General features: G+C 46.3%; 18 protein-coding genes. 9 read left to right on the forward strand and 9 right to left on the reverse strand.

What is annotated here, in order from left to right:
- Positions 1-3: 3 nt before the first annotated feature.
- Genes pxpB through alr form a run of 6 tightly spaced genes read left to right on the forward strand, consistent with a single transcriptional unit; the run spans position 4 to position 5,404 of the window.
- Entirely contained in the window at positions 4-717 is a 714-nt protein-coding gene (gene pxpB, locus ABXT60_RS10230) for a 5-oxoprolinase subunit PxpB (RefSeq protein ID WP_443630050.1), read from the forward strand.
- The gene (locus ABXT60_RS10235) at positions 707-1,669 is read left to right on the forward strand and encodes a biotin-dependent carboxyltransferase family protein (protein ID WP_443630051.1); all 963 of its coding nucleotides are present in this window, start codon (positions 707-709) and stop codon (positions 1,667-1,669) included. Before pxpB ends, ABXT60_RS10235 begins: the two co-directional genes overlap by 11 nt.
- 2 nt (positions 1,670-1,671) lie before the next feature.
- Entirely contained in the window at positions 1,672-2,529 is an 858-nt protein-coding gene (locus ABXT60_RS10240) for a glutamate cyclase domain-containing protein (protein WP_443630052.1), read from the forward strand.
- Between the two features lie 33 nt (positions 2,530-2,562).
- Positions 2,563-3,450: a LysR family transcriptional regulator gene (locus ABXT60_RS10245; RefSeq protein ID WP_443630053.1), complete on the forward strand. Its 888-nt coding sequence runs from the start codon at positions 2,563-2,565 to the stop codon at positions 3,448-3,450.
- Between the two features lie 3 nt (positions 3,451-3,453).
- Complete coding sequence (locus ABXT60_RS10250) at positions 3,454-4,311, forward strand: aminotransferase class IV (RefSeq protein ID WP_443630054.1); 858 nt, start codon at positions 3,454-3,456, stop codon at positions 4,309-4,311.
- A 10-nt stretch (positions 4,312-4,321) separates the two neighbouring features.
- Positions 4,322-5,404, forward strand: coding sequence for an alanine racemase (gene alr / locus ABXT60_RS10255; protein WP_443630055.1), 1,083 nt, complete (start codon positions 4,322-4,324; stop codon positions 5,402-5,404).
- A gap of 32 nt (positions 5,405-5,436) precedes the next feature.
- On the opposite strand, the gene rodA is transcribed toward alr, so the two are convergent.
- The 7 genes from rodA to ABXT60_RS10290 form a co-directional block, all read right to left on the reverse strand.
- Positions 5,437-6,573 (reverse strand): rod shape-determining protein RodA, encoded by a 1,137-nt coding sequence (gene rodA, locus ABXT60_RS10260; RefSeq protein ID WP_443630056.1) that lies wholly within the window; start codon positions 6,571-6,573, stop codon positions 5,437-5,439.
- Entirely contained in the window at positions 6,566-8,473 is a 1,908-nt protein-coding gene (gene mrdA, locus ABXT60_RS10265; RefSeq protein ID WP_443630057.1) for a penicillin-binding protein 2, read from the reverse strand. The genes rodA and mrdA overlap by 8 nt, the downstream gene beginning before the upstream one ends.
- An 11-nt stretch (positions 8,474-8,484) precedes the next feature.
- Positions 8,485-8,952 (reverse strand): 23S rRNA (pseudouridine(1915)-N(3))-methyltransferase RlmH, encoded by a 468-nt coding sequence (rlmH, locus tag ABXT60_RS10270; protein WP_443630058.1) that lies wholly within the window; start codon positions 8,950-8,952, stop codon positions 8,485-8,487.
- Positions 8,953-9,321 carry a ribosome silencing factor gene (gene rsfS / locus ABXT60_RS10275; RefSeq protein ID WP_443630059.1) on the reverse strand — a complete coding sequence of 123 codons (369 nt, stop codon included), beginning with the start codon at positions 9,319-9,321 and terminating at the stop codon, positions 8,953-8,955. It abuts the gene before it with no gap.
- A gap of 18 nt (positions 9,322-9,339) precedes the next feature.
- Entirely contained in the window at positions 9,340-10,017 is a 678-nt protein-coding gene (nadD, locus tag ABXT60_RS10280; RefSeq protein ID WP_443630060.1) for a nicotinate-nucleotide adenylyltransferase, read from the reverse strand.
- A complete protein-coding gene (locus ABXT60_RS10285) occupies positions 9,998-11,266 on the reverse strand; it encodes a glutamate-5-semialdehyde dehydrogenase (protein WP_443630061.1) in 1,269 nt (422 codons plus the stop codon). Before ABXT60_RS10285 ends, nadD begins: the two co-directional genes overlap by 20 nt.
- Before the next feature lie 100 nt (positions 11,267-11,366).
- Positions 11,367-12,008 carry a flavin prenyltransferase UbiX gene (locus ABXT60_RS10290; RefSeq protein ID WP_443630062.1) on the reverse strand — a complete coding sequence of 214 codons (642 nt, stop codon included), beginning with the start codon at positions 12,006-12,008 and terminating at the stop codon, positions 11,367-11,369.
- Positions 12,009-12,191: 183 nt separating this feature from the next.
- Between ABXT60_RS10290 and ABXT60_RS10295 the strand changes: the two genes are divergently transcribed.
- Positions 12,192-13,181 (forward strand): class 1 fructose-bisphosphatase, encoded by a 990-nt coding sequence (locus tag ABXT60_RS10295; RefSeq protein ID WP_443630063.1) that lies wholly within the window; start codon positions 12,192-12,194, stop codon positions 13,179-13,181.
- 67 nt (positions 13,182-13,248) lie between these two features.
- Positions 13,249-13,776 carry an inorganic diphosphatase gene (ppa, locus tag ABXT60_RS10300; protein WP_443630064.1) on the forward strand — a complete coding sequence of 176 codons (528 nt, stop codon included), beginning with the start codon at positions 13,249-13,251 and terminating at the stop codon, positions 13,774-13,776.
- A 48-nt stretch (positions 13,777-13,824) separates the two neighbouring features.
- On the opposite strand, the gene ABXT60_RS10305 is transcribed toward ppa, so the two are convergent.
- Positions 13,825-14,835, reverse strand: a complete 1,011-nt coding sequence (locus ABXT60_RS10305; protein ID WP_443630065.1) for a DUF2333 family protein — start codon at positions 14,833-14,835, stop codon at positions 13,825-13,827.
- 104 nt (positions 14,836-14,939) lie between these two features.
- Positions 14,940-16,133, reverse strand: coding sequence for a hypothetical protein (locus tag ABXT60_RS10310; RefSeq protein WP_443630066.1), 1,194 nt, complete (start codon positions 16,131-16,133; stop codon positions 14,940-14,942).
- A gap of 157 nt (positions 16,134-16,290) precedes the next feature.
- Here ABXT60_RS10310 and aroQ point away from each other — a divergent pair, with 157 nt between their 5' ends.
- Entirely contained in the window at positions 16,291-16,731 is a 441-nt protein-coding gene (gene aroQ / locus ABXT60_RS10315; RefSeq protein WP_443630067.1) for a type II 3-dehydroquinate dehydratase, read from the forward strand.
- Positions 16,732-16,746 lie beyond the last annotated feature (15 nt).

Below are 16,746 nucleotides of genomic sequence, written 5' to 3' on the forward strand. Positions count from 1 at the left end.
ATCATGAACACTAGCCAAACACACATAGAAATAGCCAGCGAAAATAGCTACATTGTCTATTTTGGTGATCCTGATAGCTTACAGATTAGCCCTGAAGTCAGTGCAGTTATCGCTGCAACTTGTGAGCAGATTAAGCAACGTTTTAGTGTTCGTTTAATAGACTTAGTGGCGTCTTACGCTTCTGTACTGGTCATTTATGACACCCACTTATGTGACCATTTATGGGCAAAAAACGCCCTACGGTCTATATTAAATACGCCAGAAAAGCACAGCGAAAATAGGGGCCAACTGGTTAAAATACCTGTTTTTTATAGTACTAAATATGGCCCAGAGCTGGCATTATTAGCCGAAAATGCAGGGCTTTCAATAGCACAAGTTATCGACATTCATAGCGCCACAGAATACCGTGTCTATGCCATTGGTTTTGCCCCAGGTTTCGCTTATTTAGGTGAAGTAGACGAGCGCTTAGCTGCGCCAAGACTATCCACACCCAGGCTTAAAGTGCCTGCTGGAGCAGTGGCAATAGCGGACCGTCAAACAGCTGTTTATCCTGCAAGCTCACCTGGCGGATGGAATCTTATTGGCCTGTGCCCTACGCCTATGTTCAACCCTGAAAAACAGCCCCATATGCCAGTAACAGTTGGTGATCGAGTACAATTTTTTGCTATAGACGAGCCCCAGTATCTGTTGATGGGAGGCCTGCTACATGAGCTTTAAAGTTCTCCAGCCTGGCTTGCTTAGCCTGATACAAGACCTTGGTCGTTTTGGTCAGCATGACATTGGTTTGACCACTGGCGGACCATTAGACAGTGAAGCATTTTTATGGGCCAATCGCATACTTCACAATGAGTCCAACGCATGTGCTATTGAATTGAGTTTTGGTGGGCTGCAGCTCTTAGTGCAAACAGACAGTTACTTTTGCGTTACTGGAGCTGGCTTAGACATCAGTGTGAATGGCGTTAATAAAGCCTTATGGACCAGCCACAAAGTGGTCAGTGGAGACGAGATTAAACTTGGTTATTCTAGCCATGGGTGTCGCAGCTACATTGGCATAGCAGGTGGGTTTAACATCAACCCAAGTTTTGGTAGCAGTGCCACAGTAATGCGAGAGAAAGTAGGCGGCCTAAATGGCGCTAAGCTTGCAGCTAATGATATCCTTCCCTGTGCCAAGACCGCAGAGTTAGCCCGCCAAGCCTTGCCTGAATCAGACTGGCCACTGTATGGCCAACAGGGCAGCAATAAACAGGAAAGTAATGCCGTATTGCACCTACTACCGGGGTATCAACATCACTTATTTGACTCTACGACGCGAGCGCGCTTTTTTAACAGCCAATATACCGTTACAGATCGCAGTGACCGTATGGGTATGCGACTTGAAGGACCTGCTGTACCTTGCCCCTCTGAGAAAATGCTCTCTGAGGGCATTTGTTTAGGCGCAGTGCAAGTGCCTGCAGACGGCCAGCCCATTGTCTTGCTTAATGACCGACAAACCATTGGTGGCTATCCTAAAATAGGCGCCATTATTTCCCGTGATACAGCCCAGCTTGCCCAACTAAGGCCAGGTGACACAGTGCACTTTGAAGCCGTAGATTTATTCCAAGCCCATACAATAAATACCTTAGCGCAACTTAAATTTAATGCCACACCACTGCTGTACCTGAAGGATTAATCATGCCAAACGACCAACACACTAGCCAGCAGATTGAAGACGCCTTGGTGGCCCGCAACCCCAGGGGTATGGCCCAGGTGCAACCGGTGTTAACGGCGGGCTATTGCCTAAGAGCTGCCCAGATCTTACAGAATTGCATTAAATATAAGCCTGGTGCCACCGTACTCATTGGTACTGGCTTTCCTGTAGTAGGCACGTTTGAGACCGATGGGCCTGTGGGCGCTATTGCTCTTTATGACACGCTGGAATGGTTAGGTGCAGTGCCCATTATTGTGTGTGGACAACCTTTGGTGGGTGCTCTTTCAGAGCGTTACCGCACCCATGAAATACGTGTGGGCGGATACGCTGATGTGGACGCTGATACCATAGCTGCCCTTGCGCACTTTAATCCCCAAACCGTTGTTTCCATCGAACGCCCAGGCCAGGCTAAAGATGGTGGCTATTACAACATGCGTGGGGAAAATATTAGTGAGCGAACAGCGTGTTTTGATGGCTTCATGAACTGGGCCAAGTGCCCCACTATTGCTGTGGGCGACGGCGGTAATGAAATAGGCATGGGGAAGGTTATTCATGTGCTTGAACAGCTTGATATTGTGCCTGCAGTCACTAATGCTGATGAGCTAATCATAGCCGACGTTTCTAACTGGGGAGCCTATGGTATGATCGCTTTTCTTGGCCTATGGCATGGACAGGATTTATTAGCTAAAATTGACCCCCTAGCCATTGTGCAGTACTTGTCAGACCTTGGCAGCGTAGATGGTGTAACGCGCATCAACCAACTTACAGAGGATGGCATGCCAATGAGCGAAGGCCAATCTGTCATTGATCAGTTACGCCAAATAACCGGCTTTAGCGATTAATGTTGTTAAGCAAACTAACTGTGGGAGCACACTGTGCGTCTTCGTAATCTCAATAGCTTTATAAAAGTAGCCACTTTAGGCAGCTTTCATGGTGCCGCAGCTCAGTTACATGCGTCTCAGCCTGCTATTTCTGCTCGTATAGCCACCCTAGAAGAAGACTTGGGTGTTAAGCTGTTTAAACGCGACCAAAGTGGCACTAAACTCACTGCTCGTGGCAGACAACTGCTACCTTTTGCAGAACATTTAGTGGCTATTAGTAATGAAATGAAAGCCCAGCTGCAAGATGATGCCCCTCAACAAGGGGTGTTTCGCATTGGCATAGCTGATACCGTAGCGCATTTATGGCTAAGAGATTTATTAAAAGTATGGCGTGAGCATCATCCGTTGATTCAATTTGAACTCACCATTGACCTTTCATTGGCACTTTACAAGCAACTGGAAGAGCATCAATTAGACCTAGCGCTGATGGTCTACACCGGACAAGCGATCTCTGTGAACACGCAGCCATTAAGTGCTCTGCCACAGACCTGGGTTGGTAGCCCTCATTATGCTAAGGGTAACCGCAGCATGGATATTGACGCCCTTAGCAAATGTCCTATTTTAAGCTTTCCCGCAGCCACAGGGCCTGGTAAACACTTACAGGAACTATTTAGCCAGGTAGCAGAAAAACCTAAATTCCATACTAGTAACTCAGTGTCTGGCTTACTAGCCATGGCCGAGCAAGGCGCTGGTATAGCATTACTACCACAACCTATTGTAGAAGATGCGTTAAGGGCCGAGCGGCTTATCGCATTTGATGTTGACCCAGAACCACCAAAATTAAAGTTTTGTTGTGGCTGGCGTCAAGACGAAGACCGTTTGTTACCACAATTATTAGCCGACAGCGCCAGTCAATTGGTAAGTCAAATCATTAGAGAATAAGTTATGAGCATTGTTTACCTTAATGGCACTTATATGCCAATTGAAGAAGCCAACATTTCCCCTCTAGATCGAGGTTTTTTGTTTGGTGATGGCATCTATGAAGTCATTCCTTCTTATGCCGGAAAAATGGTCGGTTTTGGACCTCACATTGACCGCATGATCGAAGGCTTAGCTGCACTGGAAATTGAACTCAACTGGAGCCATGATGAGTGGCGCGAACTATGCCAAGAGCTTATTCAGCGCAACCCAAATACCCAGGTGGGTTTATACTTACACGTTACGCGTGGGGCAGATAGCAAGCGCCATCACCCATACCCAGCAGGTGTAGCACCAACAGTATTCGCCATGCCCACAGACATTCCTCCTGCACCTATTCCAGAAAGGGATAAAGTGAATGCCTACAAAGTCACCACTATGCAAGATCAACGCTGGCAACGGTGCAACATAAAGTCTATTTCATTGCTTGGCAATGTAATGCACTATCAAAAGGGTTATAGCCAGGGAAGTGGTGAAGTGTTGTTATTTAATGGCAAGGACGAGCTCACTGAGTGTGGTGCCTGTAATGCTTATATTGTAAAAAATGGCACGGTAATTACGCCTATTTTAGATAACCAAATATTACCAGGTATTACTCGTCTTATTGCCTTGGGCGTATTGCGTGAAGATGGCAGCATTGCCGTAGAAGAACGCACTGTGACTAAACAAGAAGTATTTGATGCTGACGAAATTTGGATTTCTAGTTCCAGTAAAGAAATTGCTCCTGTTACGCAGATCGATGACCAGATCATAGGCGATGGCATGCCAGGCCCTATTTGGGAAAAAGCAGCTAAGCTTTATAGCGCCGGCAAGTTTAACTACTAGAGATCTTTCTATGGCCCGTCCCAGTCATATGGTCGTTGATCTTGGCGCATTGATTCATAATTATCAATGGGCCTGTCAGCTGGCACCCAAAGCACAGACTATGGCTGTGGTTAAAGCGAATGCATACGGCCATGGAGCAGTGGCTTGTGCTAATGCTTTAGAACCGTATGCACCCGCATTTGGCGTGGCTTGCATAGAAGAAGCTATAGAGCTTCGCAAGGCCGGCATCAGCAAACCTATCGTTCTACTAGAAGGCACCTTTACCCCTGACGAAGTGACTGTTGCTGCCGAGCAGGGTTTTTGGGTTATGGTAGAGGATCCTACACAAGTGCATGCTATTTTGAATGCCCATCTATCTAAGCCACTGACAGTGTGGATTAAGGTAGACACAGGCATGCACCGTTTAGGCTTAAGCCCACAAAAACTAGGAGGCTATTACCAGCAGTTGCTTAACAGCCCAAATGTGTCTAATAACATTGTCTTTGCTACTCACTTTGCCAGCGCTGACGAAACTAACAATAGTTTTACCTCAGTTCAGCTAAAGGTATTCATGGAAGCCACTGCGCCCTTTAATCAGCCTGTAAGTTTAGCGAACTCTCCCGCTATCATGGCTTGGCCAGAAGCCCACGGAGATTGGAACCGGGCTGGTTTTATGCTTTATGGTAATTCACCACTGGATGCACACCATCCATCAAGTGAGGGCCTAAAGCCAGTGATGCAAATGTGCTCGGCGGTAACCTCTTTACGACATATTGATGCCGGCGAAACTGTGGGCTACGCTCAAAAATGGCGTGCTGACCGCCCTTCAACTATTGCCACTGTTGCTATTGGCTATGGTGATGGTTACCCACGTAACGCCGAATCTGGTACACCTGTTATGGTCAATGGGCACCGAGCAGGCATTGCGGGTCGTGTGTCAATGGATATGATCTGCGTTGATGTGACAGACCTGAATGACGTTAAAATAGGTGACCCCGTGTGCTTATGGGGGAAAGGCTTAAATATCAATGAAGTGGCTAGCCATGCAGCCACTATAGGCTATGAATTAATGACCAGAGTAACGCAGCGCCTACCCATTAAATACACCCAATAACCTGTCACCTTACCCAACGACCCTAATCTAAGTTAAGTGCGTTGGGGCCTGCGGGCATGAATAGACATTAATATGCCTAAACTAGCCATTAAGGTCACCGCAGCTGTACCGCCGTAGCTTACCAAAGGTAAGGGCACGCCCACTACTGGCAGCAAACCAGTGACCATACCTATATTGACCGCTACATAAACAAAAAAAGTTAAGGTTAAACTTGCTGCTAACATTCGATCAAATGGATGTGTGGCTGAACCCGCAATCATTAATCCTCTAATCAATACCAAGAAATAGAGGGTTAGTAGTAAACACACGCCCATTAAGCCAAATTCTTCTGCCAGAACGGCAACGATAAAGTCCGTATGAGTTTCTGGTAAAAAGTCTAAGTGAGACTGTGTACCTTGAAGCCAACCCTTGCCATCAATACCACCAGAGCCAATAGCAATTTTAGACTGAATAATATTCCAGCCTGCACCCAAAGGGTCGCTTTCGGGGTCTAAGAAAGTAATCACCCGTTGTTTTTGGTATTCGCGCATACCAGTCCACAACAAGGGTAGCCCAGCAGCACCAATGGCAATTGCAGCAAAAAGGTAGCGCCACAGCAACCCTGCAAAAAAAACAACAAACGCGCCAGAGCTACCAATGAGTAAAGCAGTTCCTAGGTCAGGTTGCCTGGCAATTAATAATACAGGCAGCGTCACTAGCACCACTGCCACTAAAACATGAATGAGATGGGGAGGTCTGGGGCGGCTAGACAAATACCAAGATAGTGTTAAGGGGACTACTAGCTTCATTACTTCAGACGGTTGAAAGCGTGGCAATCCTGGGATCTCTAACCATCTCTGAGCCCCTTTTGCACCCACTCCAAATAGCAGCACAGCAAGTAATAACAATAATCCAATAATGTAAAATAAGGGGATCCATCGCTGCACATTGCGCAGATTAATTTGGGTAATAATGACCATTCCCAAGAGTGCTAAACCATATCGTATTAGCTGTTTTTGCACCGCAGCTTCACTGGAGCCAGACCCAGAATACAATACCAACAACCCAAACGACATGATGGCAAATAACAACACCAGTAAGAAAGGATCTAGCCTAAGCTTGACCCATAGCCCTGGGCCTTGCTTTAAATGTTTTTGTGCATCAGGGGCCCAGCGCTGGAAATCAGCCATCGTTTTCAGCCCCCTCTTTAGCTTTAGTCTTAGACTGAGCACCCAAAATGCTCAAATCAAAGAGCTTACGGGCTAACGGTGCGGCAGCGGAACTACCACCACCGCCGTTTTCAATAATCACTGCTATTGCAATAACTGGGTCTTTGGCCGGCGCCCAACCAATGTATAGTCCGTGATCTCGGAACCGTTCAGCAATAGTTGCAGCATCATAAGTGCTATCTTGTTTAATGCCTAACACTTGTGCAGTTCCTGTTTTTCCTGCCATTTTATAACTACTTTCAGCGCCACTACGTCGGCCCGTACCTTTTTTACCATGCATAACATCAATCATTGCATTGTGAATCTTATTCCAATCACTACTGCGCTCTAGGGCAACATCGCTAGGTTGCTTAGGGTCATTGCGACCTATATCGCTGACCTTTTCCACAGGTTGATCGTTAATAGCTTTAATCATTCTAATTTGATGCCATTTGCCTTTGTTGGCAAGGACCATAGCCATGGTTGCTAGCTGAGTTGGCGTAGCCGATAAAAAGCCTTGGCCAATGCCTAGGTTTAACGAATCTCCAGGGAACCACGAGGCGCTTCGATTTATGCGCTTCCATTGCTGAGTGGGCAGAACAGCTTTGGTCGCTTCGGGTTGATCAGCAATTGTCACCTGTCCTAAGCCAAATTGAGCAAGATACTTGGTCATCGGGTCATTGCCCATTATATGAGCAATGGCATAATAATAGGTGTCTACAGATTCAACGATAGACTTGTGCATGTCAACTTGACCATGCCCACCTTCTTTCCAATCACGATAAAGCCGCCCACCTTCGGTGAGTTGATAATACCCAGGGTCCCATAAGGAGTATTTGCGAGATATAATACCTGAATCCATGCCGGCAATGGCCATCACTGGTTTTACCGTTGAGGCTGGGGGATAACGGCCCCGAAGTGCACGGTTGAACAGGGGCAAATCGTCAGAACCTCTTAAGGCTTGATAGTTAGCATTGCTAATACCCGTAACAAATTGATTGGCGCCATAGCTTGGCGCGCTGGCCATTGCTAGCACACCCCCTGTTTTAGGATCAATCGCCACGATTGCGCCTCGTTTGCCCTCTAACAACTTGGCTGCGGCCTGCTGTAATTGCGCATCTAAAAATAGGGTGATATTTTTTCCTGGCACCGGCTCAAAGCGGTCTAACACCTGCAGTACTCGACCTCTGGCGTTAGTTTCTACAGTTTGGTACCCCACATTACCGTGTAACTCAGTTTCATAAAAACGTTCTACACCCAATTTGCCCACATGATGAGTAGCGCTGTAGTTAGCACTGTCTAGTTTGGCAAGCTCACGGTCGTTAATACGGCCCACATAACCTAGGGCATGGACAAAGCCTTTATCCAACGGGTAAAAACGCACTAGCTCAGGCACAATTCTTACACCAGGAAGACGGTGTTGATTAACAGTGATTTGGGCAATTTCTGTTGGGTTCAACTGAAAGCGCAATGCCACGGGACTGTGGGGCCTGCGGGGTTGATTTAAACGACGGTTAAAGCGCTTTACGTCGTTTTGATCGATGGAGACAACTTGAGCCAGTTCAGCTAAAACATTATCAATACCTCGCCTGCCTCCTATGAGCTGTTCAGGCACTAAGGTTAAACTATGGCTGGCACGATTGCCTGCTAACAAAGCGCCGTTAGTGTCATAGATTAATCCCCGGGTAGGAGCGATAGCTTGTAATTGTTGGCGATTGTCATCTGACTCTGTGGCATAGCGCTCATATTGCCAAACTTGCAAATAAACTAAACGCGAGACAAGTCCCACAAAGACAATGACAATTACTAGAAGAGCCCACCAAAGACGCGCCCTAAACTGACTGACTTCTTGGCGCTGAGTATCCATTTTTGACCAAGGCATAATAAGGTCAGTTACTTGTGGTAGGGGTGATTATTGAGCAAACTCCAAGCACGGTAAATTTGCTCAGCGAGTAACACTCGTACTAAAGGGTGAGGCAACGTAAGTGGCGATAACGACCAACGTTGATCTGCTTTTGCCACACAGGTTTGGCATAACCCATCTGGCCCACCCACTAGCAAAGTGACGTTGCGACCGCCCATACGCCAATCGCCACATTGTTTAGCCAATTGCTCAGTACTCCAGGGAGTACCCAGCACATCTAAAGCAATCACGTGATCTTGGGCTGGGATAGAAGCCAGCATTTGCTCTCCTTCTTTAGCAATAGCGCGCTTTAAATCTGCCCCTTTGCCACGAAAACCTAAGCTCAATTCGTGTAGCTGAAGTTGCATGTCACTTGGCATCCGACGAGCGTATTCGTCATAACCTTGAATGACCCAAGTAGGCATTTTCGTGCCTACTGCTAGCAACTTAATTTTCATCTATACGCGAGGCTCTACGGCACTCGATAAATTTTCCTTCAGCGCTGGGTTCCACAAACGCTCAAGGTCATAAAATTCACGGGCTTCCACTTGCATCACGTGAACAACAACGTCACCAAGGTCTGATAATACCCAATCGCCACTCATTTCACCTTCAATGCCTAAGGGTATAACACCTTTTTGTTTGGCTTGGAATGACACTTCATCTGCTAGCGATTTTACATGCCGGTTGGATGTGCCAGTAGCAATCACCATGTAGTCAGTTACGTTTGATAAGCCACGTACATCTAACTGCACAATATCTTTGCCCTTCATATCGGTTAAGGCGCTGGTGATTAGTTTTAATAAGTCTTCAATGGGCATAGCCATAATTCGTGTTCCAAAAATCTAATTAATGCCATATAGGCTTTGGCTTGCAATGTATTGTGACACTGCAGGCGCTAATTCTGTTGCGCTTGGTTTATGACCTAGGCGCAGTTGCTGCCGTATCTGTGTTGCAGATACGGGATGTTGCCCTAATTTCAGGTGGGCTACCTGACCAGATGGTGAAGCCAGCAAGAGCTTAGCCTCATCCACTTTGTGAGTTGCATACCAAGTAAGCAACTCAGGATCTTGTGGCCAAAGACTTGCAGGCCGAGTAAGCACTAACACGTGCCCGTAATTTAGTAATTCTTGCCATTGGTACCATTGCTTTAACCCTGCAAACGCATCCATTCCCATGCACCATATTAACGGTTTAACAGGGCCTATTTCTTGCCTTACTTCTGCCATAGTTAGCACACTATAGCTTGGTCCTTGGCGTGTGACCTCACGGGTGTCCATGGCTAATTCGTCATGGGCCTCGATAGCCAGAGATAACATCTTCACCCTTTGATGCGTCGTTGCTTCTGGGCTTGTTCTATGGGCAGGTTGGCTATTGGGCAGCAGCTGCACGGGTTGCACACCCAAGTAATGACTCAGTTCAATAGCCGACGCCACATGGCCTTGGTGTATCGGGTCAAATGTGCCACCCCACAGCACCTTAACTAAGGCTGCAGGGCTTGAATTAAGTTCGGGTATGGCCATCACCAAAAACCACATACTTTTGTGATGTTAAGCCTTCTAAGCCAACCGGTCCCCGGGCGTGTATCTTGTCTGTAGAAATGCCAATTTCTGCACCAAGGCCGTATTCAAAACCGTCTGCAAAAGCGGTAGATGCGTTAATCATCACCGAGCTTGAGTCGACACGCGCCATAAAATCGCGAGCTTTGGTGTAATTTTCACTGACAATAGCATCTGTATGATGAGAGCCATAGGCATTAATGTGTTTGATAGCTGCTTCCATGTCTGTGACAACTTTAATAGACAACACAGGTGCTAAGTATTCGGTGTACCAATCATCTTCTGTAGCAGCAACAGTGGTACCTTGGTAGCTGCCAACCAGCCTCATAGCTTTTGGGCACAGGCGCAACTCAATATCAAATTCCTGTAAACCTTGAGCCAGCGCAGGGAGTAACTCATCTGCGCGGGACTCGGCAATTAATAACGACTCCAAAGCATTGCAGACACCATAGCGCCTAGTTTTGGCATTAATGACAATATTAATGGCCTTAGTGGCATCTGCATGTTCATCAATATACACATGACAGTTACCATCTAAATGTTTAATCACAGGAATACGAGCTTCTGCACTCACTCGTTTAATCAGGCCCTTGCCACCACGAGGCACGATGACGTCAACAAATTCCGTCAGAGTAATCAACTCGCCTACGGCAGCGCGGTCTGTCGTTTCAATCACTTGCACCGCTGCTGCGGGCAAACCTGCCGCAAGCAGGCCTTGCTTCACGCACTGGGCGATGGCTTGGTTGGAATGAGTGGCCTCTGACCCCCCCCTTAAAATGGCAGCATTACCAGATTTAATACATAAACTAGCTGCATCGACCGTTACGTTAGGGCGCGATTCATAAATAATCCCCACCACGCCTAAAGGCACACGCATTTTACCGAGTTGAATACCAGACGGACGGAAGCTCATTTCTGAGATTTCTCCCACCGGGTCTGCAAGCGCTGCAACCTGACGCAAACCTACCATCATGGCGTCAATGCCCTCGTCTGAAACCCTCAGGCGGTCTAACATAGCGTTATCTAAACCATTATTTCGGCCGGCTAGTAAATCTTTTTCATTTGCTGCAATTAAGCCAGATCTAGAGGCATCTAAGGCGTTCGCCATAGCGATAAGAGCATTATTTTTTACCAAGGTAGGTGCTGTGGCCAAAACCGTGGAAGCGGCTTTAGCTTGGGACCCTAATTGCTGCATGTAATCAGCGACTGACATGATAAAAATCTCTTAAAAAAATGTAACAATACTTGCGCGAACATTATAGCCCAAATTGAACCTAAATAGAGGAAAAACCAGAGCTATTACTGGAATTTTTCTATTCTCCCCATGCCGGCACTAAGGTCTGCGGCAAACCCAGTTGAGACATAATTCGCGCCACCACAAAATCCACCATATCTGCCACAGTTTGCGGCCTATTATAAAACCCAGGGCTGGCAGGAATAACCACCGCACTCATTCGGGTTAATTTGAGCATATGCTCAAGATGAATCTCTGAATAAGGCGCCTCTCGAGGCACTAAAATTAATTTACGACGTTCTTTTAAATGCACATCAGCAGCACGCTCAATTAAATTATTACTTGAGCCACAAGCAATTGCTGATAAGCTGCCCGTGCTGCATGGGCACACCACCATTGCGTCACCACCACCAGAGCCCGATGCTACTGGAGCCATCCATTGCTGCTTGGCAAACACCCGTAACTGCCCCGTTTCTGCACCATACAATTCACTAAAAAAGGCTTGCATTGCCGATGTGGCCGAAGGCACTTTAAGGTCTGTTTCTGTTGCCAATACCACCTGCGCTGCTGAAGAAACCATCAGCGACACCTCGCACTTTGCTGCCAAGAGGCACTGCAACAAGCGCAAACCGTACTGCACGCCTGAAGCACCAGTAATAGCCAAGGTCACCTTGTAGGGTCTTTCTGTTGGAGATGGCGTTTTACCAGCTGTTTGATTCATAATCGTGTGTATAAGGTGAGTTTCATCGTTATTGTACCAGCTAAAGGCTCATAAGCTACCACCCACTACTGACACAAACTCACATAACTTTGCCATAGCGCAAAAGCGGGTCACATTAGACTTAAGCCGCAAGACTTTTTGTAGTAAGTATCATATAATTGCGCCCAACTTTTATGCGCTATAATGGACGTCCCTAAAAATCTCATGCTGAGCCTCAATCAAGCCTTTGAGCAATCCCAAGTTGACCCCCAACTTGTCTCCGTAGTTGACTCTATAACCATCACCTGTAAAAACATTGCCGAGCGCCTTCGTGGCGGTGCTTTAAGCGGTCTATATGGATCTGCTGAGCAAGAAAACGTGCAAGGTGAAATACAGAAAAAACTAGATGTCATTTCTAACGACTTACTCAAGCAGGCCCTACTGGCTAACCGCAACGTTGCTGGCATCGCTTCTGAAGAAGAAGAACAGGCGATTGCAGGCAATGCAGAAGGCCAGTACCTGGTCACTTTTGACCCATTAGATGGCAGCTCCAACATAGATGTTAACGTTACGGTGGGTACCATTTTTTCCGTGTTAGCGTTGCCAGAAAACTGCACCCAAGTGACTACTGATACGTTTTTGCAGGCAGGCCGCAAACAGATAGCTGCAGGTTATGTTCTTTACGGCCCTTCAGTAATTCTTGCAATTACTACAGGTAACGGTGTGGCTATGTATAACTTGGGCTCAGATGGTGTTTTTTACCAAACTGAAGACCAAATCCAAGTACCTGAAACCACAGAAGAATTTGCTATTAACATGTCTAACCAACGTTTTTGGCAAGCCCCCATGCAAAACTACGTCAATGATTTATTGCTTGGCGAAAAAGGCCCTCTAGGCAAACGTTTTAACATGCGCTGGATTGCTTCCATGGTGGCTGAAGTTCACCGCATTTTGACCCGTGGTGGTATATTTATGTACCCCTATGACAGCCGAGACCCAAGTAAAGCGGGTAAGCTACGCTTAATGTATGAAGGCAACCCCATGAGTTTCCTTATTGAGCAAGCAGGCGGCGCCTCTAGTGATACTCAAAAACCCATTATGGACGTAGAACCTAACCATATTCACCAGCGTGTGCCAGTGATTTTAGGCTCTAAGGAAGAGGTTGAGCGAGTTAATCGCTATCACCAAACCTAATGGCCACATTAGGCTGTGCATTAGTTAACATACTATCTATTAACCATTATTAGGATCAGACTAGATCATGAGCTACCAAAACATCCCAGCGGGTAAAGATTTACCTCACGACATTTATGTTGTCATTGAAATTCCAGCCAACAGCAGCCCTGTTAAGTACGAAATTGACAAAGATGCTGACGCTTTATTTGTTGACCGCTTTATGGCTTCACCGATGTTTTATCCAGCCAACTATGGCTATATAAACAACACACTGGCAGACGATGGCGACGCCTTAGACGTCTTAGTTGTAACGCCTTATCCTGTAGTGCCGGGTAGTGTTATCCGTTGCCGCCCCGTAGGTGTTTTAAACATGACAGATGAAGCTGGTGAAGACGCCAAGCTATTGGCTGTCCCTCATGAGAAGCTAACTCAAGCATACAACGACGTACAAGACATTACCGACTTGCCAGAAATGCTACGCAACCAGATCAAAGAATTCTTTGAAAACTATAAGAACCTAGAAAAAGGCAAGTGGGTTAAGGTTGAAAGTTGGGAAGGTGTAGAGTCTGCCAAGGCTAAAATCCAAGTGGCTGCAGCCGCATACAAAAGCTAACCAGTGCGAGTTTGCCCCATTGAAATATCAATGGGGCAAACTGTTAACTTAACCCTGAGTTAACAACCCTCTTAAGTCTATAATACCTGCATTGGCCCGAGCTATATACGACGCCATAACTAACGAGTGGTTCGCCACTAGGCCGAATCCTGAGCCATTCATCACCATAGGGCTCCATAAAGTTTCTTGAGTCGACTCTAATTCCCGAATAATCTGCCGCAAACTCACCAGGGCATTTTTCTTTTCTAACACTGACTTGAAGTCTACTTCAATAGCGCGTAACAACTGAATCAATGCCCAACTGGCACCACGTGCTTCATAAAATACATCATCTATTTCTGACCAAGGCGTTTTAATTTCTAACTCACTTGCAGTACTAGTGGACTGCGTTGCTTCAGCATCTCCTGCCAGATCTGTATTTAAACGTTTTTGACCAACGCTAGCACTAAGGCGCTGCGACAAACTACCCAATCGGGTTTCTACATCGCCTAACCAGCGCGTCAAATTATCTGCCCGGGCATAAAACTGTGCCTTACTTTGCTGGCCATCAGATAGCCTGTCCAAATAACGCGTGAGCGCATTAACACCCGTGCGATACTCTCCTTCACTTGACGGCAACATCCAGCTTTCACTATCAAAATTAAATTGTGGCTCTGCAACAGCCAAATCCATATCTTCTGTGGATTGAGATTGAGAACGACTAAAATCTTTTCGCATAGCACGAGATAAATCACGCACTTGAATCAGCACTCCATATTCCCAATTAGGGATGTTATCCATCCAAACGCCTGGCAAGGAAACATCATTTGAAAGGTAACCGCCAGGCTTATCTAATAGGGTATTGGCAAGGTGCAATAAAGCCTTTGTTGTCGCTTCACCAATGACTGTTTGGGCACTAGGTGGTTGCGAAACATCTGGCTCGCTATTCCAATAGAAGCCTAACACTGATGCCATTAATGCATAAGCTAATAAAACAGTGCCAACAGCCTTGAGTACCCAGTGACTGCCATCCACATAATCTTCTTTTAGATTGCGTAATCCCTGCTTGATGTTAAGCATTACTAATTCCCTTGTGTTTTGCTGGGTGTTTTACCCTGCATATAGCGGGGTATAGTCTTTCATATGCCACTTAACATAGCCAGTAGAGCATCACTTTTAAGGTGCTAATTACCATATACTTCAAGCTCATCTTTGCGGGCAAGGTAGCTAATTTCTAGGCGTGCCGGCCTACTGTGTTTAATATTAGCTCTGATGCGTTGCTCTGGATCTGCACTATTCATAGCCTGATATACCCAACGCGCTTGCGTGTCACTAGGCGCCACAATCAGCAGAGTGGCTCGCAAACCGTGGGTTTTTTTGGCCAGCACAACTAACCACTGAGCTAGCTGCTTATCCTGTTGCTTAATAAGATGAGCAGGCAAAAGGAGCTTTTGAGTACGTATGGCTGGCAGTTCGGTTACTGGCTCAGATACCACAATCATTTGCTGCTTAACATTGCGATTTTCAATGAGCGCCCTCATTTTGGCCAGCTCATTATGCTTTGGGATTATTTTTTTTGCGCGAGACCAAAAGACCCGTGCTTGTTCAATTTTACCTTTATTAAGGCTCGCTTTTAACAATACATAATAGCGTTGAACAATTTTTTCCAAGGCAGCTAAGGCCAGGGGGTTCTGAGGTTCTTTTGCTAACACTTTAGACAAATAATAATAGGCACTTTTAGCCTTTGGCGTGGTTAATTGGTCTTTTTCAAAAGCCCAGCCGGCTTCGCCTAACCAAAAAGCAACGCTGTCAGTGGGGTTTTGAGTAGATACCAAAGACACCGGTATTATTTTTTTAGCAACAGAAGCGACCGTTTTAATGACAGATACAGGCTTCTTAATTAATGATGTTTTTTTCTTGGCTAATAGGATCGCTTTTTTAGGAACAGGCGTCGTTAGATCCGATACCGGCGGCGATGTTGCAGTGACAGAAGCCATCTTCACTTTAGGTTTTACTTGAGTGAAGCCTTTTTGGATTGGTTCTGCCTTAATTGGCTCTGCCTTAATTGGCTCTGCCTTAATTGGTTCTGCCTTAATTGGTTCTGCGTTAATTAGTTCTGCCTGAATTGGCTCTGCCTGAATTGGCTCTGCCTGAATTGGCTCTGCCTGAATTGGCTCTAGTGGGAGCGGATCAACTATGGACGGGTTAGCCACTTTTGACGTTGGAATTATTGGTAGGTCAATTACTGGGGCGTTAACAACAGGTTCTGCTTCAGAACTAATTGGCTGCTGCGCAACACACGCTGTAAGCATTAAAAATACACCACACAAAATGGCAGTTTGAAGTCTTATTAACGGGTTAACGAGTGGCAGGGGCATAAAACAGAATCCAAAATAATTTATGTCTATAAGAGTAACAGACGCGAGAAGACTCCTCTAGGACTAAATAAATTACAAAAACTTCGGCAAATTCCTGCCAACCTGCTATTATCTTCCATCATCTTCATCAACTTGCTGCAGCAACGGAAAGTATTTAATGGCCCAGATCCTGCTACTTAATGGCCCCAACCTCAACCTTCTTGGCAAGAGAGAGCCTGGAATTTATGGCACCTTGACCCTGGCGCAGATAGAGTCTCAATGCCAATCTCAGTGTCAGCAAGCGGGTGTGACGTTAGACTGTAAACAAAGTAACGCTGAGCACGAACTCATAGAAGCAGTTCATCAAGCGCCTGATCAAGGTGTTCAATTTATTGTTATTAACCCAGCAGCGTTTACACATACTAGTGTGGCACTGCGAGATGCCTTTCTTGGAGTGAACATCCCTTTTATTGAAGTTCATTTGAGTAACGTGCACAAGCGCGAAACCTTCCGTCATCATTCCTATTTGTCCGACATTGCCGAGGGCGTTATTTGCGGCCTAGGCGTTGACGGTTACCATTTTGCTATGGACGCCGCCATTGGCCGTTTGAGCAGTTAATCCTCATTGTAAAAA

It is taken from the genome of Candidatus Njordibacter sp. Uisw_056 (genome assembly GCF_047730085.1).
In the GTDB taxonomy this organism is placed as follows: domain Bacteria; phylum Pseudomonadota; class Gammaproteobacteria; order Pseudomonadales; family Balneatricaceae; genus Njordibacter.

Bases quoted from the DNA above. Each gene is read 5' to 3' on its own strand.
- ABXT60_RS10240 (WP_443630052.1), top strand. From the start codon at position 1,672: ATGCCAAACGACCAACACACTAGCCAGCAGATTGAAGACGCCTTGGTG.
- aroQ (WP_443630067.1), top strand. From the start codon at position 16,291: ATGGCCCAGATCCTGCTACTTAATGGCCCCAACCTCAACCTTCTTGGC.
- ABXT60_RS10290 (WP_443630062.1), bottom strand. From the start codon at position 12,008: ATGAATCAAACAGCTGGTAAAACGCCATCTCCAACAGAAAGACCCTAC.
- ABXT60_RS10305 (WP_443630065.1), bottom strand. From the start codon at position 14,835: ATGCTTAACATCAAGCAGGGATTACGCAATCTAAAAGAAGATTATGTG.
- rsfS (WP_443630059.1), bottom strand. From the start codon at position 9,321: ATGGCTATGCCCATTGAAGACTTATTAAAACTAATCACCAGCGCCTTA.
- mrdA (WP_443630057.1), bottom strand. From the start codon at position 8,473: ATGCCTTGGTCAAAAATGGATACTCAGCGCCAAGAAGTCAGTCAGTTT.
- rlmH (WP_443630058.1), bottom strand. From the start codon at position 8,952: ATGAAAATTAAGTTGCTAGCAGTAGGCACGAAAATGCCTACTTGGGTC.
- alr (WP_443630055.1), top strand. From the start codon at position 4,322: ATGGCCCGTCCCAGTCATATGGTCGTTGATCTTGGCGCATTGATTCAT.
- rodA (WP_443630056.1), bottom strand. From the start codon at position 6,573: ATGGCTGATTTCCAGCGCTGGGCCCCTGATGCACAAAAACATTTAAAG.
- ABXT60_RS10285 (WP_443630061.1), bottom strand. From the start codon at position 11,266: ATGTCAGTCGCTGATTACATGCAGCAATTAGGGTCCCAAGCTAAAGCC.
- ABXT60_RS10235 (WP_443630051.1), top strand. From the start codon at position 707: ATGAGCTTTAAAGTTCTCCAGCCTGGCTTGCTTAGCCTGATACAAGAC.
- ABXT60_RS10250 (WP_443630054.1), top strand. From the start codon at position 3,454: ATGAGCATTGTTTACCTTAATGGCACTTATATGCCAATTGAAGAAGCC.
- ppa (WP_443630064.1), top strand. From the start codon at position 13,249: ATGAGCTACCAAAACATCCCAGCGGGTAAAGATTTACCTCACGACATT.
- nadD (WP_443630060.1), bottom strand. From the start codon at position 10,017: ATGGCCATACCCGAACTTAATTCAAGCCCTGCAGCCTTAGTTAAGGTG.
- ABXT60_RS10310 (WP_443630066.1), bottom strand. From the start codon at position 16,133: ATGCCCCTGCCACTCGTTAACCCGTTAATAAGACTTCAAACTGCCATT.
- ABXT60_RS10295 (WP_443630063.1), top strand. From the start codon at position 12,192: ATGGACGTCCCTAAAAATCTCATGCTGAGCCTCAATCAAGCCTTTGAG.
- pxpB (WP_443630050.1), top strand. From the start codon at position 4: ATGAACACTAGCCAAACACACATAGAAATAGCCAGCGAAAATAGCTAC.